Origin of the sequence: uncultured Friedmanniella sp. (assembly GCF_964244285.1) — a bacterium.
Classification (GTDB): domain Bacteria; phylum Actinomycetota; class Actinomycetes; order Propionibacteriales; family Propionibacteriaceae; genus Microlunatus.
This window is the reverse complement of record NZ_CAXTHT010000005.1, coordinates 27,743-48,554: the sequence shown is the minus strand read 5'-3', so window position 1 is coordinate 48,554 and position 20,812 is coordinate 27,743. Positions and strand designations below refer to the sequence as shown.

Sequence of the window (20,812 nt, the reverse complement as noted above, 5' to 3'; positions counted from 1 at the left end):
AGCAGGACACGTCAGTGCTGGCCCGTGGACTCGAGGACGCTGAGCCACAGGTCCCCGTCCGGGGCGACGCAGTAGCGCTCCGACGTCACGTGGGCGATGGGCACGTGGATGAAGCGGTTGTGGCGGCGGCCGACGACCATGTCGGTGCGGCCGGCCATGCCCGCGTGGACGGCGGCCTGGGCGAGCCGGACGCAGTAGACGGAGTCGTGCGGGTCGGCGGGGACCGACCGGATGAGGTAGCCCGGGTCGAAGTACTTGCAGGTGAGCGGCAGCCCGCGGTCGGCGAAGTAGGCCGTGATCCGGTTCCGCAGGTGCACGCCGATGTCGCCCAGCCGGGCGTTGCCGGAGGGATCGGTGACGGAGGCGTCGGGGGCGGCGTCGAGGATGTCCTGGCCGGCACCCTCGGCCACGACCACGACGGCGCTCCCCCGTTCGACCACCCGGCGCTCGAGAGCGGCGAGGAAGCCGTCGGGGCCCTCGAGCGCGAACGGCACCTCGGGGATCAGCACCACGTCGGCGATGTGGTTGGCCAGGGCGGCGTAGCAGGCGATGAAGCCGGAGTGACGGCCCATCAGCTTGACCAGGCCGACCCCGTTGACCGCGGCCCGCGCCTCGACCATGGCCGCGTTGATGATCTTGGCCGCTGCGCTGAAGGCGGTGACGAAGCCGAAGCTCTGCCCGATGAAGGGGATGTCGTTGTCGATGGTCTTGGGGACGCCGATCACGCCCAGAGCCAGCCCCCGCTCTCGGACCACCCGCGCGATCCCGCTGGCCCCGCGCATCGAGCCGTCACCGCCGACGACGAACAGGAGGTCGATGCCCAGCCCGACGAGCCGGTCGACCATCAGCTCCAGGTCCTGGGGGCCACGGGAGGTTCCCAGAACCGTCCCGCCGCGTTCGTGGATGTCGTGCACCACCTCCGGGGTCAGCCGTAGCGGCTCGGGTCCGCCCGGGACCAGGCCCGCGTAGCCGTAGCGGAAGCCGGTGACCTCGCTGACGCCGTAGTGCCGGGCCAGCTCCATCACCAGCCCGCGGATCACGTCGTTCAGCCCGGGACACAGGCCACCGCAGGTGACGATGCCCACCCGCGTCGATCCGGGGGCGAAGAAGAGCCGACGACGTGGGCCTCCGGGCTCGAAGCTGGGCAGGGTCGACGGCTCGCCGCCCGCCTCGTCCAGCAGCGAGACCGTGTCGTGGAAGACGACCCGGTCGTTCTCGTTGACGTAGTGCTCGTTCGTCCGCCGGTCGGCGATGAAGTCGAACAGCGGTGAGTCGTGGCGCGGCTCGCCGAGGCTCGCCACCATCAGGTCGGCGAGTCGGGTCACGGGACAGAGCCTGGCAGCGGACCGTGTCGGACGTGTGACGACGACGCGACGGCCCCGCGGCTCCCGCTCCGGGTCGCACCACCACCGAGCTCAGCGGCCGTGGTCACCCGAACGTAGGGAGGCACGCGGCGACGGCCCGGTCGAACGGCTCCAGGGTCTGGGCGGTTCGGCAGAGCACGTGGGCGCCCTGAAGAACCGTGATGAGGAGCGTCGCGGCGTTCCTCGCTTCATCTCGGCTCAGTCCTGCATTCGAGAATTTGCCTGAGAGCTGATCGATCCAGGAGTCGAAGGCGCTGGCTGCAGTGGCCAGGAGCGTTCCGGCACTGCCACCGGAGTCGACCGTGACGGCGGCGACAGCGCAACCGCCTCCTTGCGCTGAGGCAGCCACCACCGGTCGGACGCTGTCGAAGAACGCCGATGCGAGCGTGTGGGCCGTGTCCTCGGGCAGGCGCGAGAGATGGTCGAGCACCATTCGTGCGTTCCTGTCGGCGGCAGCCCGAGCCAGCTGCTCCTTCCCCCCGGGGAAGTGGTGGTAGATCGCGCCCCGGGCACCGCCGCTGGCGGCCAGGACCTCGGTGAAGGACATGCCCGCCAGGCCGCGGCGCTGCAGCAGCTCCACCGCCGATTCGATCATTCGATCGCGCACACCAGTAGCCATCGCGCTCTCCTCTTGACTAGTACGTACATCCTAGGTCAAGATGGCGACACTAGTACGTACGTACTAGCGCCCCGACGAAACGGAGATTCGACATGAGCAAGACCTTTCTCTACACCGAGATCCAAGCGCCCGTTCCCTTCGATCGATTCCCGTGGGAGCAGGCCAACGAGCCGCTCAAGTCGGTTCCCGGGCTCGTGCGCAAGACCTGGTTGTCGGGCGTGGGCACCCAGACCCTCGGGGGGTTCTACGAGTTCGACACCGCTGAGAACGCGCTGGCCTTCGCACAGGGCCCGTTCGCGGAGGAGGCGCGACGGGCCGGCGCTGCGGCGACCACGAGGCTCTTCGACGGAGAGGTGGTCCGCGAGGCCAGCCTCGACCTCAGGTCCCCGTACTTCGACTGATGATCCCCCCGCACGTGGGTCCCGGCCCTCACGGCCGGAGCCCGCGTGCAGGAGCACCACCCGAAAGCTGACCAGAGGAGCCAGATGAACATCGAGTACCACGTGCCGGGCAGCATCTGCTGGGTCGATCTCGGCACGCCCGAGCCCGCTGCGGCAGCCACCTTCTACGCCGGCCTTCTCGGTTGGAGCTTCACCGAACCGGAGAGGACCGGCTACCGGGTGGCGATGCTTCGTGGTCTGCCTGTGGCCGGGCTGGGACCCGCGACGGATTCCGGGGACCCGTACTGGACCGTGAACGTCAGCACAGCCGACATCCATGAGACGTTGCAGGCGGTCGAGGCCTCCGGTGGCACCGTTCTCGAGCCACCGACGCAGGCCGGTGATCAGGGCATCGGCGCCGTCACCCGCAGCCCGTCCGGCCTTCCGCTGTCGTTCTGGCAGCCGCTCGTTCGTCACGGCATGCAGCTTGCCCAGGAGCCTGGCGCTTTTCAGGGCCTGAGTCTCCGCACCCCGGAGCCCGAGGACGAGGTGCGCTACCTGAACGCCGTCCTCGGGTGGAGGGCCCAGGCAGGCGGCAGCATCAGGTCGGCGGATGCGAGCGTGGCTGTCACGACCACGTCCTACGGACCCGGGCAATGGATGGTGCACTTCGCCGTGCAGGACCGAGCTGTGTCCATGCGCCTCGCGTCCGATCTCGGGGCGACAACGACCGCCGACGGCGACGTGCGTGACCCTCACGGCGCCGTCTTCGGGTTGGACGAGACAAGCCCACCCGACTAGGTGCGAATCCTCGAATACGGCCCTGGTCGGCCTCCTTGTCCTCGTTTGAGGAAATGACGAGGATCTGCCAATCCTCGAATGAGGTCGTGCCGAATTCTGAGGTGTCGACGCCCTGCCGCCGACGGAGAAGCGGGTCACCATGTTGACGTTGGCGCTGTTGGGTCTGGTCGGGGGGTTGATCACCGGCGTCTCACCGTGCGTGCTCCCGATGCTGCCGATCATCTTCTTCGCGGGAGGGACCGCGAAGGGAAAGGCGCCCGAGAAGGTCGCCGAGCCTGAGCGGGACCTGGTGGCTGCGGGTTCCGGCGGAGCGAGCACGACCGTCGCCGCCGAGCCGTCTGTCGTGGAGACGTTGGACGTCGGCGAACCCCGGCCCACCAAAGAACCGAGGAAGCCGCGCCGCAACGTGCGCCCGCTGATCATCATCGGCGGCCTGGTCACCAGCTTCAGCGTTTTCACCCTGCTCGGCTCGACGATCCTCTCGGCGCTGGGACTCCCGCAGGACCTCCTGCGCTGGGTGGGACTGAGTGTCCTCGCTCTCGTGGGGCTGGGGCTCATCGTGCCTGCTCTGGGTCACCTGATCGAGAAGCCGTTCTACAAGCTGCCGCAGGTCGCCAACCAGGACAGCAGCGCCTTCGTCTTCGGTCTCGGGCTGGGAACGCTGTACGTGCCCTGCGCCGGCCCGATCCTCGCGGCGATCACGGTCGCCGGTGCGAGCGGGAGGATCGGCTGGGGAACGGTCGTGTTGACCGTGACGTTCGCGGTCGGGGCCGCACTGCCGCTGCTGCTGTTCGCTGCTGCGGGCTCGAAGATCCAGACCCGCATCAACGCCTACCGGGCCCGCGCCCAGATGTTCCGGATCGTCGGTGGCGTCGTGATGATCGCCCTGGCCATCGCGCTCGCGTTCAACGTCACCGCCGTCCTGCAACGCGCCGTGCCGGCCTACACGGGCGGCGTGGAGAAGAAGCTCGCGGAGTCCAAGACCGTCCAAGGCGCCCTGTCGCCGTTCGACAACGGGCAGAACAAGGACCTCGCCAAGTGCACGCCGGGCGACGACAAGCTCGCCTCGTGCGGCACCGCACCGGCACTGACCGGCACGCAGCAGTGGTTCAACACCGCCGACGACAAGCCCGTGGCCCTGAGCGACCTCAAGGGCAAGGTCGTGCTGATCGACTTCTTCGCCTACTCCTGCATCAACTGCCAGCGCGACGCCCCCTACATCAAGTCCTGGTACTCCGCCTACCAGGCCGACGGGTTCGAGGTCATCGGGGTGCACTCACCGGAGTTCGCGTTCGAGAAGAGTGCCGGCAACCTGAAGTCCGCCATCACCCAGGAAGGCATCACCTACCCCGTCGTCCAGGACAACGACCTCAAGACCTGGACGGCGTACCGCAACCGCTACTGGCCGGCCAAGTACCTGATCGACGCCCAGGGAACCGTCCGGGCCATCAACTTCGGCGAGGGCAACTACCTCCAGACCGAGGACCTGATCCGGCAGCTCCTGACCGAGAAGTCGCCCGGTGCTGCGCTCCCGGCCCCGGTCACCGACATCTCGAAGGAGCAGCAGACCACTCCGGCCGACCAGCGCACCCAGGAGATGTACCTGTCGCCCGGCCGCACCCAGACCGGATACGCCGGGACACCGACCGTCGCCGACGGGCGGAAGAAGTACACCCTCAACGACAACCCACCGATCAACACCTACAGCTACGGCGGCACCTGGACCGGAGAGAACACCGACATGTCAGCCGGTGAAGGGGCCCAGATCCGCCTGCATTACCACGCAGCGAACGTCTACAACGTGCTCGAGGGTGAGGGGACCGTCACCGTGTCCCAGCCCGGTGTGGCCGATCGCGAGATCAAGGTCTCCGGCACCCCCAACCTCTATCCGCTCGTCGAGGGCGACGACGCGGTCGACCAGACCATCACCCTCACCTACAGCAAGGGCATCAAGGCCTTCACCTACACCTTCGGGTGACCCTGACCCGATGGCCTGGCCCGATGGCCTGACCCGGGGCCCCACATGTCCTCTCACCACTCCAGGAGAACCGCATGTCCAACGTCACCGCCGTGACCGACGCCGACTTCGCCGACGTCGTCCTGCACTCCGACCGTCCCGTCCTGGTCGACTTCTGGGCCGACTGGTGCGGGCCGTGCAAGCAGCTCACCCCGATCATCGAAGACCTCGCCGACCAGCACGGCGACCGGGTCACCTTCGTCAAGGTCGAGGCCGGCACCAACCCCGCCACGGCCGCCGACCACCAGGTCCTCGGACTCCCGACCGTGCAGATCTACGTCGGCGGTCAGCTGGTCAAGGCCTTCCGTGGCGCCAAGTCCAGAGCGGTGCTCCTCAAGGCCCTGGAGCCGTACCTGTAGACCGCGGCTAAGGCCACAGCAGGGACCGGTCCCAGCGGTTCTTCGCCGCCGTGTAGCGCAGACGGCAGTGCTGGCGTCCACGGTCGGCCTGCCAGAACTCGATCTCCTGAGGCCGCACGACGCACAGGGTTCACGTCGTCGCCACCAGGTCGGGCAGATCGGCCAGGCGGGCACTCGCCGCCTCGACCGCGGCGGCACACTCGGCCCGGCTGGCCAACGGGGAGCTCTCCGCGCTCGCGAGAGCGACGGCCCGGGCCCCTACGCCTCGGGCGAGGAAGTCCTGAGCCGACTGGTCAGCAGAAGCGGCCTCGACCCGCCCCCGGACGCGTACCTGCCGGCCGAGGAGCGGCCAGTAGAAGGTCAGGGCTGCCGCCGGATTGACTCGGAGCTGACGTCCCTTCGCGCTGTCGGCACTGGTCGCGAACCAGAACCCCGCGCTGCTGACGTCCTTGAGGATGAGCATCCGCGCGTCAGGCCGGCCATCGGCGTCGGCCGTGGACAACGTCATCACGTGGGGTTCGAGAGCACCGGCCCCGATCGCCGCCTCCAACCACGACCTGAACAAGGTGTAGGATCGGCCGGAGCACCGGTCACGTTGAACACCTGCTCCTCACCGGCGAACACCGGAAGCGCCCGCAACAGCTCGCGCGTGGCCGTCGGCTCGGCGTCCCTGGGTGGCACCATCGTCTCCTCCAAGATCGGCCGCTCTGCGGCTCCTGACGACCCGTGGTCCGCGACCTGCTCCCGAGCGGCTCACCACCACTACCAACGACCCCCGAAGAACGGCTCCTCGCAGCTGCTCCTTTCAAGCGTCCCACCTGCCGCTGCCCACCCAGATCGCGCCTCGCCGAAGCCGTCGCCACGCCCCAGGGGGATCGCCAGCAGACAGCCAACTGTATCGTCCGGACGCCGACCGAGCCCCGCGACGATGGTGGCGATCTGCGGGTAGCGGCCGGCTTCGGTGGCGATCACCTCCGGCGTACTCCGCCCACGAGAACCGGTCGGGCAGAGTCGGGTCGCAGGTCGAGATCACCACAGGTCCTCGGCTGCCGCGTCGACCGCCGCCGCACCACCGTTCGGGCCGCGAGCGCGGCCTCGATCTGGGCAGCGCTCGCCGGGTCGGCTGCCGGTGACGGGCGCACCCGTCCCCGATGGCGCCGTAGTCGACATCACCGGCACTGCCGTCCAAGCTCCGACCTGCGGCCGTCCCTCGGAAGCTCACTCGGCCAATACGTACACCCACGCCGTGCGGCCCGAACGCAGCCGGTAGGCCTGCCTGGCGTACGCCTGCACCTCGTAGTCGTCGGCGGCGGCAACCTCGGCGTCGTCGAGGTCGAACACCGTCCCCGTCACCTCGGCGTCCTCCGCGTCGGAACGAGCCAGCACCGGGTGGACGGAGAGCCCGCTCGCGGCCAGCACCGCCGGGTTCGTGATCACCACCTCATCGAGCACGTGACCGACGATGGCGTCGGGTTCACCCTGCAGGAGGCGCCCGAAGACGGCGTCCTGCACGGAGGGGAGCTGGAGCGTGCCGTAAGAGAACAGAAGAGCCACCCGTCCATCCTGGCCAGACCCGACCCGTTGCGTACAGCAACGGTGGTCGGACAGCCCGCACGAGTCGTCGGGTCAGGCGGTGCCGGCCTCGTACTGGTCGCTGACCTGGGTCGCGGTCAGGGCGGTCAGGTAGAGCGCGGCGTCGTCCAGGGTGCCGGCCAGGTACCGGCTGGTCGGGGCGTTGTCCCAGCTGTCGAGGTTGTCGTACCCGACACGGAGGTAGGCGGGGCTGTAGGCCTCACCGTTGGTCACCCCGGTGTCGGACCCGAGGAGCTTGCCGTCGACGTAGAGCCGCATCCCGGCGCTGGACAGGGTGGCCACCGCCTGGTGCCAGGCGCCGTCGTTGAAGGTCGCCGTCGTGGAGACCGTCCGCACGGCGTTGGGGTAGACGCCGAACACGATCGTGCCCGTGTTGGTGAGGTAGAGGTGCCGGTCGTAGCTGCCCGAGGCCGTCATCTGGGCGTTGCCGAGTCCGATCAGCTTGCCGCCACGGGTGGTGGTGGTCTTGAACCAGATGGCCAGGGTGAAGGTGTTGGGCGGCCCGCCGGCGAGGGCCGGCGAGCTGAGGTAGCCGCTCGACCCGTTGAACGTCATGGCCCGGCCGGAGTCGCGGGAGCATGCCCGGGTGGCCGAGGCGGTCTTACCGGCTGACCCGTAGACCCCGTTCCGGCCGCCCCCGGAGCTGTCGGTGGCCACGGTGGTCGTCGAGGACGTCTCGTCCATCCGGTACCAGAGGTACGGGCTGCCCGCGCTTACGGCGTTGGCGCAGCTGAAGTAGCCGGCGGCGGCCAGGCTCGTCCGGGTGCTGGTGGTCGCGGAGAACGCCGACTCGGCGGGAGCGGCGGCGACGGCGACGAGAACGGCGACGGCACCGAGCGCGCCGAGCCGACGAGCGGTCCGGACCGTGCGACCGGGGGGTCGCGGGGCCACCAGGACGTCGGTGTTCGCCGGTGCGGCGGTGCCGGCGGCCGTGGGCGGTGGCGGTGGGCCGGGACCGTCGCCCTCGTCGGGCTCGGGGAAGCCGAACCTGCGCGCTCGCGCCGCCAGCGCCGTCAGGGCCACCAGGACGAGGACGGACAGGGACAGCGCTACCCAGGACCGCTCCCGGAGCCACACCACCGGCAGTCCGACCCAGGGCACCCGCAGGGTCCCGATGCCGTGGACCGCGCTCAGCGCGACCGGGGTCGAGTCGTCGGAGGTGTTCGCGTCGCCGCGGGTGACCAGCAGCCCGTCGTCGTCGACGCGGACGAAGCGGTGCAGCCGCAGTCGTCCGGGGTGGTCGGGGTCGTCGAAGAGGAGCACGCTGTCGACGGGGGGGACCGTCGCTCCCAACGGACGGGAGACGGCCACGTCGCCGACGTGCAGCCGCGGCAGCATCGACCCACTGCTGACCGTGGTCGGGTGCCACCCGACCACGGCCGGCAGCGCCCCCCACAGGGCGAGACAGATCACCACGGCCACCCCCGCCCTGCTCAGGGTGGTGGTGATCAGCCAGGGCCAGGTCCAGGGCCGCAGACCGTTCGCCCCAGGCACCCGTGTCACCCCGGCCCGCTCGGACACCTCGGCAGATCGGGTCACGTCAGGTGTTCTGCGCCTCCCAGGTGAGACCGAACGCGGCGGTCCCGCCCTGGGCGGAGTCGGGGGTGGAGGCGCTGACGGTGTAGGCGAGCTGGAAGCTACGGGTCTCCGAGGCCGTGCCGGTCGGGGACCAGCTGCCGACACCGCTGCCGAAGCCTGTCGCCGCGCCGGTGAAGGCCGTGACGGTGCCCGAGTAGACCGCGGACCCGCTGCTGAGCGCGGTGAAGCCGCTGCAGGAGCCGAAGCTCGCGCCGGTGCCCTGGGTGATGGCCAGGGTGACGTAGCCGCCCAGACCCTTGGTGACGGAGGCGTCCGTGGCGTACAGCTTGACCGAGGACGGCAGTGACCCGGACGAGACGACCGAGATGCACCGTGAGCCCGCCGACCCGGGCTTGAGGTTGGTCAGGCTGAACAGGGTCGAGCCGGAGTCGTCGTCGCTCAGGGTCACGGTGCCGACGGAGAAGGTGTTCCCGCCGTTGGAGACCTTCGAGGAGAACGAGGCGTACGACGCCTGACCGACGAGGGCCAGCGTGGCCACCGCGGCGACGGGCCACAGCAACCAGCGCAGGGTGCTGACGGCGCGGGGGGACGGCGGCATCCGAGCTCCTGCCACGTGGGGAACGGCTTGGCCGCCCCCGCGGCATCGAGGTCACAGGCTAGCCGACGAACGGGGACCCGACGGGTCAGCCCGCCGAAGATACGGTCCGCCGCCACGGCCGGAATAGCGACCCGGGCGGCCAGCGTTGGCGGGTTCATGACCGCGTACCAGGCGGAGCCCGACCGCCCCACCATGTTCACCACCACGTGGTGCGGCTACTGCGCCCGGCTCAAGGGCCAGCTCCAGCGGGCGGGGATCGCGTGGACCGAGGTCGACATCGAGGCCCACCCCGACGCGGCCGAGGTCGTCGCCTCCGTCAACAGGGGCAACCTGACCGTGCCCACCCTGCTGTTCTCCGACGGTTCGGCGATGACCAACCCGTCGGCGTCCCAGGTGGGCCTGAAGCTGGCCGAGCTCCACTGAGACGCGTCTTCGTCGTCTTCGACGTCGACGGGACGCTGATCGACTCCGCCGACGGGATCGTGGCCGGCTTCCGGCACGCCTTGGCCAGCGTCGGCTTCCCGGTCCCCAGGGAGGAGGAGCTGCGCTCCGACCTCGGACCGCCGCTCGGTGACCTGTTCGCCGGGCTCGGGCTGCCGCCGGAGCTGATGGAGCCGGCGACCGCGGCGTACCGCGCCCACTACCGGGAGACAGGCATGAGGCGGGCCCACGGCTATCCCGGGGTGCCGGAGCTGTTGGACCGGCTCCCGACCTCGACGGTGCTGGCCACCGCGACCGCCAAGCTGACCACCGTCGCGACGGACTTCCTGGCGCTGCACGACCTGAGCCGGCACTTCGCCGTGGTCAACGGCACCGACGAGACTCATCACACCAAGACCGAGACCCTGACCCAGACCCTGGAGCTCCTCGGACGCCCGGACCCGGCCCAGGTGCTGATGGTCGGCGACCGGCACTCCGACATCGCAGCCGCGCACGCGTGCGGTGTCGGATCGGTCGCGGTGCTGTGGGGCTACGGCACCGCTTCCGAGCTGGAGCGGTCGGATCCCGACCACCTGATCGCCCAGCCCGCGGAGCTGCTCGACCTGCTCAACTGAGCCCTCGTCCGGGCTGTCGGACGGCGACCGCCGGGAACTGTCGGTCACCGGTTCTAGGGTTAGCCCGGTCATGAGCCTTCACCTGCACCGTGCCGAACGCGCCGACCGGCTGGTCGCCGCGCTCGGGGAGGTGCTCGCGGCCCCGCTGCCCGACCCGTTCCGCACCGAGGTGGTGAGCGTGCCGACGCCGGGCGTGGAGCGGTGGCTGACCCAGCGGCTGGCCACCCAGCTGGGGACCGGTCCCGGCGGCGGCGACGGGGTCTGCGCCGGGATCAGCTTCCCGTCGCCCCGCCTGCTGGTGGCCCGGGCGCTCGGTGAGCGCGAAGGCAGCACCGTTCCCGACCCGTGGCGGCCGGAGCACGCCGTCTGGCCGTTGCTGCGGGTGCTGGACGCCGGCCGCGGCGAGGCCTGGTCTCAGATCCTGTGGCGCTACCTGGGTGACCGCCCGTCGATCACCGCTGGGCCTGTCAACCCTGGGTCAGGCATCGCCGAGCCTGACACCGTCGGGCCAGCCGAGGCCGCCCGCAGCGGCCGTCGCTGGTCCACCGCGAGGCATCTGGCGGGGCTGTTCGCACGCTACGCCGCCGCGCGGCCCGCCATGCTGCTCGGCTGGGCCGCCGGTCGGGACTCCGACGGCGAGGGCCGGCCGCTGGGCCCGGACCGCGCCTGGCAGGCCGAGCTGTGGCGCCGGCTGCGAGCCGAGATCGCCCAGCCGGGCCCGGCGGAGCGGATCGACGTCGGGGTCGGGCTGTTGCGCGCCGACCCGGCCACCAGCGACCTGCCCGAACGGGTCTCCGTCTTCGGTCCCACCCGGATGGAGCCGCAGCACGTCCGCGTCCTGGATGCGCTGGCGGTCGGCCGCGAGGTGCACCTCTGGCTACCGCACCCCTCCCCCGCCCTCTGGGACCGGCTGGCCCGGTCCGGTCGGCCGGGCGCGGGCGCCGGTCCGGTCGGGACCCTGCCTCCGCGCCGCAGCGAGCCCGAGGACGCGGCCGCGCACCGGCTGCTCGGCTGCCTGGGCCGCGACGTCCGCGAGCTGCAGCTGGTCCTGACCGCCGCCGGGGCCGCAGGCCAGGACGAGCACCTGAGCCCGTGGACAGGCTCCCGACCTGGGGCGGCCCCCAGCACCCTGCTGCAGCAGCTGCAGGCCGACATCGTTGCGGACCGGCCGCTCGCCGAGGTCGGCCGGCCGACGCTGGCCCCGGGCGACCGCAGCATCGCCCTGCACGCCTCGCACGGACCCGACCGGCAGGTCGAGGTGCTCCGCGAGGTGCTGGTGGGACTGCTCGAGGACGACCCCACCCTCGAGCCGAGGGACATCGTCGTGATGTGCCCCGACATCGAGACCTACGCTCCGCTGGTCGCTGCCACGTTCGGCCTCGACTCCGACGACACCACCGCCGAGCACCCGGGACACCGGCTGCGCGTGCGGCTGGCGGACCGGTCGCTGCGTCAGGTCAACCCCCTGCTCTCGGTGCTCAGCCGGCTCGTCGGGCTGGCCGCGGCACGGATGGAGTCGACGGCGCTGCTCGACTTCTGTGCCGCGCCGCCGGTCGCGCGGCGCTTCGGGTTCGGGGCCGAGGAGCTGGAACGGTTGCACGACCTGGTCACCTCCTCGGGGGTCCGCTGGGGCCTGGACAGCGCCCATCGGGCCGCGTTCGGGATGGCCGGCTTCGGCCAGAACACCTGGAGCGCCGGCCTGGACCGGCTCCTGCTCGGCGTCACCATGGATGAGACCGGACAGCACTTTCTCGGTACCGCCCTGCCGCTGGACGACGTGGACTCCGCCGACGTGGACCTGGTCGGCCGGCTGGCCGAGTTCGTGTCCCGGCTGGCCTCGGTCACCGACCGCTGCCGAACCCCGCAGCCGCTGCCGGCCTGGGTGGCGCTGTTCCGCGAGGCGCTCGAACTGCTCACCCACGTCCCGGCCGGCGAGAGCTGGCAGGTCGGGCACGCGAACGCCGAGCTGCTCCGGCTGAGCGAGACCGCGGCCGACGGCCCCCGTACCGACGGCCCGCGTACGGACGGCTCGGACGCCCTCTTGTCCCTGCCCGAGGTCACCGCGCTGCTGGCCGAGGCGTTCCGGGGGCGGCCGGGCCGCAGCAACTTCCGGACCGGCACCCTGACCATGTGCACGATGCACCCGATGCGCTCGATCCCGCACCGGGTGGTCTGCCTGCTCGGCCTCGACGACGGCGTCTTCCCGCGGCGCCGCCGGGTGGACGGGGACGACGTGACCGCCGTCGTCGAGCATCTCGGCGACGCCGACCCGCGCAGCGAGGACCGCCAGCTGCTGCTCGACGCCGTGCTGGCCGCCGAGGAGCACCTGGTCGTCGTCTACGCCGGGATGGACGCCCGGACCGGCAGCGACGTGCCCCCGGCCGTCCCCGTCAAGGAGCTGATGGACACCCTCGACCTGACGGCACGGTCGGGCGAGGGCCGTCCGGTCTCGTCGGTGGTGACCGTCCGGCACCGCCTGCAGCCCTACGACCCGGCCAACTTCACCGGCTTCAGCTTCGACCGGGCCGCCCTGCGCGGGGCCCGGGCCGCGGTCGCGGCACGGACCGCGCCCGTAGCTGTCTTCGGTCGGACCGCGCTCGCGCCGCTGCCGGGGGACGGACCGGTCGAGCTGGCCGAGCTCATCCGCTTCTTCCGGCACCCGGTCCGTGCGTTGCTGCGCAGCAGAGCCGGCGTGTCCTTCTACGCCGACGAGGACGTGGCCGAGCCGCAGATCCCCGTCGACCTCGACGGCCTGGGCCGCTGGGAGATCGGCGAACGGCTGCTGCAGCTGCACCTGCAGGGCGCCGAGCTCGACGTGCTGCAGGCGGCGGAGTGGCGCCGCGGGCTGCTGCCGCCACGGGCGTTCGGCTCGCGGGTGATGGAGGCGGTCAGCCAGCAGGTCGTCGAGGTCCGGACGGCCGCCGCACCCTTCCGGGAGCAACCCGCCGCCAAGGTCGAGATCGCCGGCCGGCTGAGCGGACGGCCACTGGTCGGCACGGTGACGGGGATCCACGGCGACGACGTGGTGGCGGTCAGCTTCTCGCGACTGAGCGCCCGACACCGGCTGGTCGCCTGGCTCGAGCTGCTGGCGCTGACGGTCGCGCATCCCGGCCGTCCCTGGCGCGCCGTCTGCGTGGGCCGCCGCGGGACGGCCGTCCTCGGCCCGGTCGAACCGGCGTGGGCCGAGCGCGCGCTGGCCGACCTGGTCGCGCTCCAGCAGCTCGGTCTCCGCGAGCCGCTGCCGTTCGCGCCCAAGACCTCGGCCCGCTACAGCCAGGTCCGCCGGATCGGCCAGGAGCTGACGAAGCAGCACTGGTCCGACCTCCACAAGGAGTGGGACCAGGAGACCGACGAGAGCTACGGCCGCTTCTTCGGCACCGACCCCGACGGTGGCGGACGCTCAGGCCTCGATCTGCTGCTGGCCGAGCCGTCCCGGCCGGGCGAGGAGCTCGGCGCCCTGGTCGAGCCGACCCGCTTCGGCACCCTGGCCCGGCGGGTCTTCGACCCGCTCCTCTACATCGAGGCGCAGTCATGACCACCACCGGCGTGACCACGACCGGCGTGACCACGACCCGGACGGCGACGACCCTCACCAGCGACGCCCCCGAGCCGTTCGACGTCTGCGGCGAGCTGCCGTCGGGCACCACCGTGCTCGAGGCCAGCGCGGGTACGGGCAAGACCTTCACCATCGCGGCCCTGACCGCCCGGTACCTGGCCGAGGGAGTGGTCGGGCTCGACCAGCTGATGCTGGTCACCTTCGGCCGGAACGCGAGCCTCGAGCTGCAGCTGCGGGTCCGCGACCGCCTCGTCGCCACCGACCTCGCCCTGCGCGCCGCCCTCGCCGGCCAGCCTCTGCCTCAGATCGCCGACGACGTGGTCCGCGGGCTCTGCACCGCCGACACGGCCGAGCTCGCCGCCCGTCAGGGTCGGGTGGCCCGGGCGCTGGCGGACTTCGACTCCGCGACCATCGCCACCACCCACGAGTTCTGCCTGCAGATGCTGGACGGGCTGGGGGTGCTGGGCGACCGGGAGCCGCAGGCGGTGTTCGTCGAGCACCTGGGCGACCTGACCCGGGAGGTGGCGAGCGATGTGTACCTGCGCCGCTACGCCGCCGACGGGCGGGAGCCGTTCTCCTTCGCCGACGCCCTGAAGGTGGCCCAGCAGGCGGTCGGGGCCGTGCACGCCCGGCTGGTGCCCGACGTCGACCCGCTTGCCGCTGCGGTCGGGGCCGACGTCGCGGAGCGGGTCGCCTTCGCCACCGAGGTACGGACCGAGGTCGAGCGACGCAAGCTGGTGGGGCGGCTGTTCACCTACGACGACATGCTGACCCGGCTGCGGGACGCGCTCGCCGACCCGATCTGGGGCGCCGCGGCAGCCGAGCGGCTGCGGGCGCGCTACACGGTGGTGATGGTGGACGAGTTCCAGGACACCGACCCGGTGCAGTGGGAGATCCTGCAGCGCGCCTTCCACGGACACGCCGCCCTGATCCTGATCGGCGACCCGAAGCAGGCGATCTACGCGTTCCGCGGCGCCGACGTCTACAGCTACCTGGACGCCGTGGCGACCGCCGGCCGGGTTCAGACCCTGGCCACCAACTGGCGCAGCGACGCGGCCGTCGTCGAGGCCCTGGACGCCCTGATGGGCGGGGCCGCGCTCGGCGACCCGCGGATCGTCGTCCGACCCGTCCACGCTGACGCCCAGCAGCGCCGGCTCCGCGGCCCGGACGGCAGCTCACCGTCGGCGCTGCGGCTGCGGGTGCGGCCGTACCCGCCAGAGGCCGACGACCCCCCCAAGGTCTCGACGGTCCGGCCGCAGGTGCTGTCCGACCTCGTCGCGGACGTGACGGCCACCCTGGGCGGCGGCTCCGAGCTGTGCCTGGACGGCGACTGGCGCCCGGTCGAGCCGGCCGACATCGCCGTGCTCGTCCGCACCAACAGGCGCGGCGAGGAGGTGCGGGGCGCGCTGGTGGCGGCCGGCGTCCCGGCGGTGATGCTGGGTGCCGCCTCGGTGTTCACCTCGCCGATGGCCGCGGAGTGGCTCACCCTGCTGACCGCGCTGGATCAGCCCCGCCAGCAGCTGGCGCGCCGGGCCGCCCTCACGCCGTTCCTCGGCTGGACCTTCGCCGAGCTCGCCGAGGCCTCCGAGGAACGGCTCACCGAGCTGGCCCAGCGCGTCCGTTTCTGGAGCCGGGTGCTGGCCGCCCGAGGCGTGGCCGCCCTGCTGGAGACGATCACCACGGACACGTCGCTGCCCGAGCGGCTGCTGCGCACCGTCGGCGGCGAGCGACGGCTGACCGACCTGCGGCACCTCGGCGAGGCCCTGCACGCGGCGATGGTCGCCGGTCCGTTGGGGACCGGGGCCTTGCGGGAGTGGCTGCAGGAGCGGATGGCCGAGGCGCGCGCCCGGCTGGTCGGTGACGGCACCCGACGGCTGGAGACCGACGCGGCGGCCGTGACCGTGGTGACCGTGCACCGCAGCAAGGGCCTGGAGTACCCGCTGGTCTACCTGCCCGACGCCTGGGACCTGTACGTCGGGGATCGCGACGAGGGAGAGACCCTGCTGCTGCACGTGGACGGCGACAGCGTCCTCGACGTGGGGGGCCGGTCCGGACCCGGTCGCGCCGAGCGCTTCCGGCTGGCCGCGCAGGAGGACGCCGGTGAGCACCTCCGGCTGCTCTACGTCGCCCTCACCCGGGCCCAGTGCCAGGTGGTCACCTGGTGGGCGCCGTCGTGGAACACCCCGAGCTCCTCGCTGCAGCGCTTCCTCTACCGCTCGCTCCAGCCCGGGGAGGTGCCCGAGCCGGCGTACCCGCTGTCCGGTGACCCGTTCGGTGCCCGGTCCCTCGGCGCGCAGGTCGCACTGGAGACGATGGAGCGCCGGGTGCCGAGCCCGTGGCAGCCGCCGGTCGACGTGCCGGCCTCGATGCGGGCCCGGGTCTTCGACCGGCCGCTCGACCTGCAGTGGCGGCGGACCTCCTACTCCGCGCTCACCGCCGCAGTACACGGGCTGGAGCTGCCCTCCCCGGCCGTGGGCAGCGAGGCCGAGCCGGTGCACGAGGACGACGAGTCGCAGGTCCCGCCGGTGGGCGTCGGCGTCCAGCAGGAGGATCTCCAGCCCCGCCCGGGATCGGTCGACCCCTGGGCGACGCCGTCGCCGATGGCCGAGCTGCCCAGCGGCGTGGACTTCGGTACCGCGGTGCACGCGATCTTCGAGCTGGTCGACCCGGGCGCGGAGGACCTCGCCGCCGAGCTGCGGCGCGCCACCGCGCTGGCGCTGAGCCACGCGGGCAGCACCTCGATGAGCGTGGACCAGCTGGCGACGGCCCTGCTGCCCGTTTTCGGGACGGCGCTAGGACCGCTGGCCGGCCAGCGTCGGCTCTGTGACCTGCCGGTCAGCGACCGGCTGCCCGAGCTGGGCTTCGAGATGCCGCTGGCCGGTGGCGACCACACCCGCGCCGAGGTCACCGTCGGGCAGCTCGTCCCCCTGCTCCGCGAGCACCTGCCGGCGAGCGACCCGCTGGGTCGCTACGCCGACCTGGTCGCCCATCCCGCACTGGCCGACCAGCCGCTGCGGGGCTACCTGACCGGCAGCATCGACGCCGTGCTGCGGGTGCGTGGGGAGGCCGGCGAGCCCCGCTACCTGGTCGTGGACTACAAGACCAACTGGCTCGGCAGCTTCGACGGCCGGCCCCTGCTGCTGGCCGACTACGCCCCCGGCCGGCTGGCCGAGGCGATGATGAGCGCCCACTACCCCCTGCAGGCCCTGCTCTACAGCGTCGCCGTGCACCGGCTGCTGCGCTGGCGGCAGCCCGGCTACGACCCCGACGTCCACCTCGGCGGCGCGCTCTACCTCTTCGTCCGCGGCATGGCGGGAGCCGACACACCCACGGTCGAGGGGGTGCCGGCCGGGGTGTTCAGCTGGCGCCCGCCCAGCGCGCTGGTGACCGGCCTGTCCGACCTGCTCGACGGCACGCCGGCCGCCGGGAGTGCCCGGTGACCGCCCTGGGGACCCCCACCGGGGCCACCCCCACTGGTGCCACCTCCACCGGGCCCACTCCCGCCGGCGACCCGGGTCTGGTCCTGGGGGCTACCGGCCTGCTGGGTGAGTTCAACGTCGCCGGGGTGCTGCGTCCGGCGGACGTGCACACCGCACAGGCGGTCGGCCGGATGGCGGGCGAGGACGACGAGCGGGTCCGGCTGGCGCTGGCCCTGACGGTTCGGGCGTTGCGCAACGGGTCGGTCGTGGTCGACCTGCGGACGGTGAGCGGCACCGTCTTCGACGAGTCCGAGGAACAGATCGACGTGTCGGGTCTGCCCTGGCCCGAGCCGGGGGCCTGGCTGGAGGCCGTCCGCGACAGCCCGATGGTGCTCGGCGAGGGCGATCCCGGTGGCCGGCCACTGCGGCTGGCCGGCGACCTGCTCTACCTGGAGCGGTACTGGTGGCAGGAGGAGCTGGTCCGGACCTCGTTGCAGGCCCGCTTCGCCGCCGGCGGCTACGACGTCGACGGAGACCGGGCCGCCGCCGCGCTCGGCCGGCTGTTCCCCCGCGTCGGCCTGGCTGAGGACGAACCGGACCTGCAGCAGCTCGCCGCTGCCGTCAGCCTGCTCAGCCGGGTGACGGTCCTGGCCGGCGGCCCCGGGACGGGCAAGACGACGACGGTGGCGCGGCTGCTGGCCCTGCTGCACGACCAGCCTGGTCCCCCGCTGCGGATCGGCCTCGCGGCACCGACGGGCAAGGCCGCTGCCCGGCTGGAGGAGGCCGTCCGCTCCGCGACCGCGACCCTCGACCCGGCCGACCGGGAGCGGGTCGGCGAGGTGACCGCGTCCACGCTGCACCGGCTGCTGGGGTGGCAGCCGGGCAGCCGTAGCCGGTTCCGGCACGACGCGACCAACCACCTGCCGCACGACGTGCTGATCGTGGACGAGATGTCGATGGTCTCGCTGACCATGATGGCCCGGCTGCTCGAGGCGGTCCGGCCCGACGCCCGGCTGGTGCTGGTGGGCGACCCCGACCAGCTCTCGTCCGTCGAGGCGGGTGCGGTGCTGGCCGATATCGCCCGGGCGCCCGGCCGGCCCGAACCCGAGCTGGTGGCCGGGCTGGCCGCGCTGGAGCTGCCGCTCGCGGAGCGGACGCCGCCGCCCGCCCACGGTGTCGTGCAGCTCACTCGGCCCTGGCGCTTCGGGGGGGCCATCGACGAGCTGGCCCGGGCGATTCGCGCCGAGGACCCGGACTCGGTGCTCGGGGTGCTGAGGTCAGGTGCCCCGGACGTGGGCTTCGCCGAGCTCGAGCTCGACGCCACCGAAGGGCGACTGCCGATCGACCAGCTGGCCGAGCTGGCGGCCGAGGTCCGGGCCGCCGGCCGCGCGACCCGGCAGGCGGCCACCGCCGGGGACGTGACGGCAGCACTGGCCGGACTGGACCAGCACCGGCTGCTGTGTGCGCACCGCCGCGGCCCGTACGGGGTGACCCGCTGGAGCACCGAGGCCGAGCGTTGGCTGGTCGACGCCGTCCCCGGCTACGGCGAGGACGGCGAGTGGTACCTCGGCCGACCGTTGCTGGTGACGGCGAACGACTACGAGATGTCGCTCTACAACGGCGACACCGGTGTGGTGGTGGCGACGGCCGACGGGCCCCGCGCCGCGTTCGCGCGCGGGGCCGAGCCCACCCTGGTCGCCCCTGTCCGGCTGGACGCCGTGCAGACGGTGCACGCGATGACGGTGCACCGCGCCCAGGGCAGCCAGTTCACCCGCGTCACCTTCGTCGTGCCGCCCCCGGACTCCCCGCTGCTGACGCGCGAGCTGCTCTACACCGCGGTGACCCGGGCCACCTCGCGGGTCCTGGTGCTGGGGACCGAGGAGGCGGTCCGTCGGGCCGTGCTGCGGCCGGCCCTGCGCGCGAGCGGGCTGCGGGGCCGGCTCGCCGGGACCTAGTGCGCGGAGCGCTCCGGAGACGCCCCGGAGTCCGGCACCGGCATGGTGGTGTCGGCGGCCGCGGACCGGACGGCGTCGTGGGCGGAGTGCTCGCTCTCGCCGCCGCCGAGCCGACGCTGGACGCTGCCGGAGTTGAAGATGACGTTGAGCACGATGGCGGTCAGTGCCCCGGCGGAGATGCCGGAGTCGAAGATGATCTGGAACCAGGTCGGGAACTGGCTGTAGAGCGTGGGGCTGACCGTCGGCAGCAGGCCGATCCCCAGCGAGATGGCCACCACGAGGACGTTCGCGTTGTTGAACTTCACCCGTGCCAGCGTGCGCACCCCGCTCGCCGAGACCATCCCGAACAGCGCGATGCCCGCTCCGCCGAGTACGCCCAGCGGGATGCCCTCCACGATGCCGCCCAGCTTCGGCAGCAGGCCCAGCAGCACCAGCACGCCGCCGGCAAAGGTGGCGACGTAGCGCGACCGGACCCCCGTCAGCGAGACCAAACCCACGTTCTGGGCGAAGGCGGTGTAGGGGAACGTGTTGAAGATCCCGCCCAGCACCGTGGAGAGCCCATCGGCACGCAGTCCGTCGGCCAGCCGCTTGGAGTCGACGTGGACGTCCACGATCTCGCCCACCGCGAGCATGTCGCCCGTGGTCTCGGTCATGATCACCAGGGCCACGATGCACATGGCGACGATGGCGCTGAGCTTGAAGGCCGGGAACCCGAAGTGGAACGGGGTGCTGATGCCGAACCAGGCTTCGTCGGCGGCGCCGCTGAAGTCGGCGAGGCCGAACGGGATCGAGATCAGGGTGCCCAGCACCAACCCCAGCAAGATGGAGAGCCGCTGGAAGGCCGGTGGCGCGAACCGCTCGATGGCCAGGATGATCACCAGGGTGACGGCCGCGAACGCGAGGTTGACCGGCGCACCGAAGCCCTTCGACCCGGTGCCGCCGCCGATCCAGCCGGCCGCCACCGACATCAACGACAGGCCGATGATCAAGATGACCGTACCGGTGACCAGCGGAGGGAAGAAGCGCAGCAGCTTGGCGAACACGGGCGCGAGCAGGATCATCAGCAGCCCGGCGGCGATCACCGAGCCGTAGATCGCGGTCACGCCGTACTGGCTGCCGATCGCGATCATCGGCGAGACCGCGGCGAAGGTGCAGCCCTGCATCAGCGGCAGTCGGACGCCGAAGCGCCAGAAGCCCAGGGACTGGATGAGGGTGGCGATCCCGGCCACCAGCAGGTCGGCGCTGATCAGGTACGGCAGGTCGCCCGCCGCCAGCTTGCCGGAGGCGATCAGTGCGCCGCCGACCACCAGCGGGACGGCCACGGCGCCCGCGTACATGGCCAGAACGTGCTGCAGGCCGAGCGGCACGAGCCGGGACAGCGGCGGAACCTGATCCACGGGATGGAGGCCGGACTCGCCGGCTGGGGCGGCGCTGGTCGCAGTGGCAGTCATGGTGAGGCTCCTCGTTCCGGCAGGGGGAACACTCGCGGCACAGCACGCTCCGCGGGCATGCGCTCAACCTAGGAACACGGTGTTGCGGTAGCGGCGCGCTCAGGTT

16 protein-coding genes and 1 pseudogene are annotated in these 20,812 nt (G+C 72.2%); 9 read left to right on the top strand and 8 right to left on the bottom strand.

The genetic code is table 11. The annotated features are described in order from the left end of the window. Positions 1-11 precede the first annotated feature (11 nt). Together ACFE7W_RS13315 and ACFE7W_RS13310 are read right to left on the bottom strand one after the other, a co-directional pair. Positions 12-1,325, bottom strand: coding sequence for an ATP-dependent 6-phosphofructokinase (locus tag ACFE7W_RS13315; protein ID WP_375425285.1), 1,314 nt, complete (start codon positions 1,323-1,325; stop codon positions 12-14). 103 nt (positions 1,326-1,428) lie between these two features. Further along, a complete protein-coding gene (locus ACFE7W_RS13310; protein WP_375425284.1) occupies positions 1,429-1,983 on the bottom strand; it encodes a TetR/AcrR family transcriptional regulator in 555 nt (184 codons plus the stop codon). A gap of 92 nt (positions 1,984-2,075) precedes the next feature. Between ACFE7W_RS13310 and ACFE7W_RS13305 the strand changes: the two genes are divergently transcribed. The 4 genes from ACFE7W_RS13305 (at position 2,076) to ACFE7W_RS13290 (ending at position 5,540) form a co-directional block, all read left to right on the top strand. Further along, positions 2,076-2,384, top strand: coding sequence for a hypothetical protein (locus tag ACFE7W_RS13305; RefSeq protein WP_375425283.1), 309 nt, complete (start codon positions 2,076-2,078; stop codon positions 2,382-2,384). A 102-nt stretch (positions 2,385-2,486) separates the two neighbouring features. Beyond that, positions 2,487-3,164 carry a VOC family protein gene (locus tag ACFE7W_RS13300; protein ID WP_375425282.1) on the top strand — a complete coding sequence of 226 codons (678 nt, stop codon included), beginning with the start codon at positions 2,487-2,489 and terminating at the stop codon, positions 3,162-3,164. 139 nt (positions 3,165-3,303) lie between these two features. Next, complete coding sequence (locus tag ACFE7W_RS13295) at positions 3,304-5,142, top strand: cytochrome c biogenesis protein DipZ (RefSeq protein ID WP_375425281.1); 1,839 nt, start codon at positions 3,304-3,306, stop codon at positions 5,140-5,142. 74 nt (positions 5,143-5,216) lie between these two features. Further along, positions 5,217-5,540: a thioredoxin family protein gene (locus ACFE7W_RS13290; RefSeq protein WP_375425280.1), complete on the top strand. Its 324-nt coding sequence runs from the start codon at positions 5,217-5,219 to the stop codon at positions 5,538-5,540. Between the two features lie 7 nt (positions 5,541-5,547). On the opposite strand, the gene ACFE7W_RS13285 is transcribed toward ACFE7W_RS13290, so the two are convergent. From ACFE7W_RS13285 to ACFE7W_RS13265, 5 genes and pseudogenes are all read right to left on the bottom strand, one after another. Next, a complete protein-coding gene (locus tag ACFE7W_RS13285) occupies positions 5,548-5,658 on the bottom strand; it encodes a pyridoxine 5'-phosphate oxidase C-terminal domain-containing protein (protein WP_375425279.1) in 111 nt (36 codons plus the stop codon). Positions 5,659-5,670: 12 nt separating this feature from the next. Beyond that, positions 5,671-6,129 (bottom strand): annotated as a pseudogene (locus ACFE7W_RS13280) (pyridoxal 5'-phosphate synthase); the annotation flags it as partial. A 629-nt stretch (positions 6,130-6,758) separates the two neighbouring features. Next, positions 6,759-7,094, bottom strand: a complete 336-nt coding sequence (locus ACFE7W_RS13275) for a gamma-glutamylcyclotransferase (protein WP_375425278.1) — start codon at positions 7,092-7,094, stop codon at positions 6,759-6,761. Between the two features lie 72 nt (positions 7,095-7,166). Continuing rightward, a complete protein-coding gene (locus tag ACFE7W_RS13270; RefSeq protein ID WP_375425277.1) occupies positions 7,167-8,672 on the bottom strand; it encodes a LamG-like jellyroll fold domain-containing protein in 1,506 nt (501 codons plus the stop codon). A gap of 1 nt (position 8,673) precedes the next feature. After that, on the bottom strand, positions 8,674-9,270 hold the full coding sequence (locus ACFE7W_RS13265; protein WP_375425276.1) for a TasA family protein: 597 nt from the start codon (positions 9,268-9,270) through the stop codon (positions 8,674-8,676). Positions 9,271-9,426: 156 nt separating this feature from the next. Between ACFE7W_RS13265 and ACFE7W_RS13260 the strand changes: the two genes are divergently transcribed. The 5 genes from ACFE7W_RS13260 to recD all read left to right on the top strand — a co-directional run bounded on the left by ACFE7W_RS13260 (position 9,427) and on the right by recD (position 19,255). Then, positions 9,427-9,693, top strand: coding sequence for a mycoredoxin (locus ACFE7W_RS13260; protein WP_375425275.1), 267 nt, complete (start codon positions 9,427-9,429; stop codon positions 9,691-9,693). Continuing rightward, positions 9,690-10,325 (top strand): HAD hydrolase-like protein, encoded by a 636-nt coding sequence (locus tag ACFE7W_RS13255; protein ID WP_375425553.1) that lies wholly within the window; start codon positions 9,690-9,692, stop codon positions 10,323-10,325. Before ACFE7W_RS13260 ends, ACFE7W_RS13255 begins: the two co-directional genes overlap by 4 nt. 70 nt (positions 10,326-10,395) lie before the next feature. Beyond that, the gene (gene recC, locus ACFE7W_RS13250) at positions 10,396-13,860 is read left to right on the top strand and encodes an exodeoxyribonuclease V subunit gamma (RefSeq protein ID WP_375425274.1); all 3,465 of its coding nucleotides are present in this window, start codon (positions 10,396-10,398) and stop codon (positions 13,858-13,860) included. Next, the gene (locus tag ACFE7W_RS13245; protein WP_375425273.1) at positions 13,857-17,321 is read left to right on the top strand and encodes a UvrD-helicase domain-containing protein; all 3,465 of its coding nucleotides are present in this window, start codon (positions 13,857-13,859) and stop codon (positions 17,319-17,321) included. The genes recC and ACFE7W_RS13245 overlap by 4 nt, the downstream gene beginning before the upstream one ends. Further along, a complete protein-coding gene (gene recD, locus ACFE7W_RS13240; RefSeq protein ID WP_375425272.1) occupies positions 17,318-19,255 on the top strand; it encodes an exodeoxyribonuclease V subunit alpha in 1,938 nt (645 codons plus the stop codon). The genes ACFE7W_RS13245 and recD overlap by 4 nt, the downstream gene beginning before the upstream one ends. Here recD and ACFE7W_RS13235 read toward each other — a convergent pair. Continuing rightward, positions 19,252-20,706, bottom strand: a complete 1,455-nt coding sequence (locus ACFE7W_RS13235; RefSeq protein ID WP_375425271.1) for a nucleobase:cation symporter-2 family protein — start codon at positions 20,704-20,706, stop codon at positions 19,252-19,254. The genes recD and ACFE7W_RS13235 overlap by 4 nt on opposite strands. Between the last annotated feature and the right edge of the window lie 106 nt (positions 20,707-20,812).

Coding starts and splice junctions, on each gene's coding strand:
- ACFE7W_RS13245 (WP_375425273.1), top strand. CDS start 13,857: ATGACCACCACCGGCGTGACCACGACCGGCGTGACCACGACCCGGACG.
- ACFE7W_RS13265 (WP_375425276.1), bottom strand. CDS start 9,270: ATGCCGCCGTCCCCCCGCGCCGTCAGCACCCTGCGCTGGTTGCTGTGG.
- ACFE7W_RS13295 (WP_375425281.1), top strand. CDS start 3,304: ATGTTGACGTTGGCGCTGTTGGGTCTGGTCGGGGGGTTGATCACCGGC.
- ACFE7W_RS13235 (WP_375425271.1), bottom strand. CDS start 20,706: ATGACTGCCACTGCGACCAGCGCCGCCCCAGCCGGCGAGTCCGGCCTC.
- recC (WP_375425274.1), top strand. CDS start 10,396: ATGAGCCTTCACCTGCACCGTGCCGAACGCGCCGACCGGCTGGTCGCC.
- ACFE7W_RS13290 (WP_375425280.1), top strand. CDS start 5,217: ATGTCCAACGTCACCGCCGTGACCGACGCCGACTTCGCCGACGTCGTC.
- ACFE7W_RS13310 (WP_375425284.1), bottom strand. CDS start 1,983: ATGGCTACTGGTGTGCGCGATCGAATGATCGAATCGGCGGTGGAGCTG.
- ACFE7W_RS13305 (WP_375425283.1), top strand. CDS start 2,076: ATGAGCAAGACCTTTCTCTACACCGAGATCCAAGCGCCCGTTCCCTTC.
- ACFE7W_RS13260 (WP_375425275.1), top strand. CDS start 9,427: ATGACCGCGTACCAGGCGGAGCCCGACCGCCCCACCATGTTCACCACC.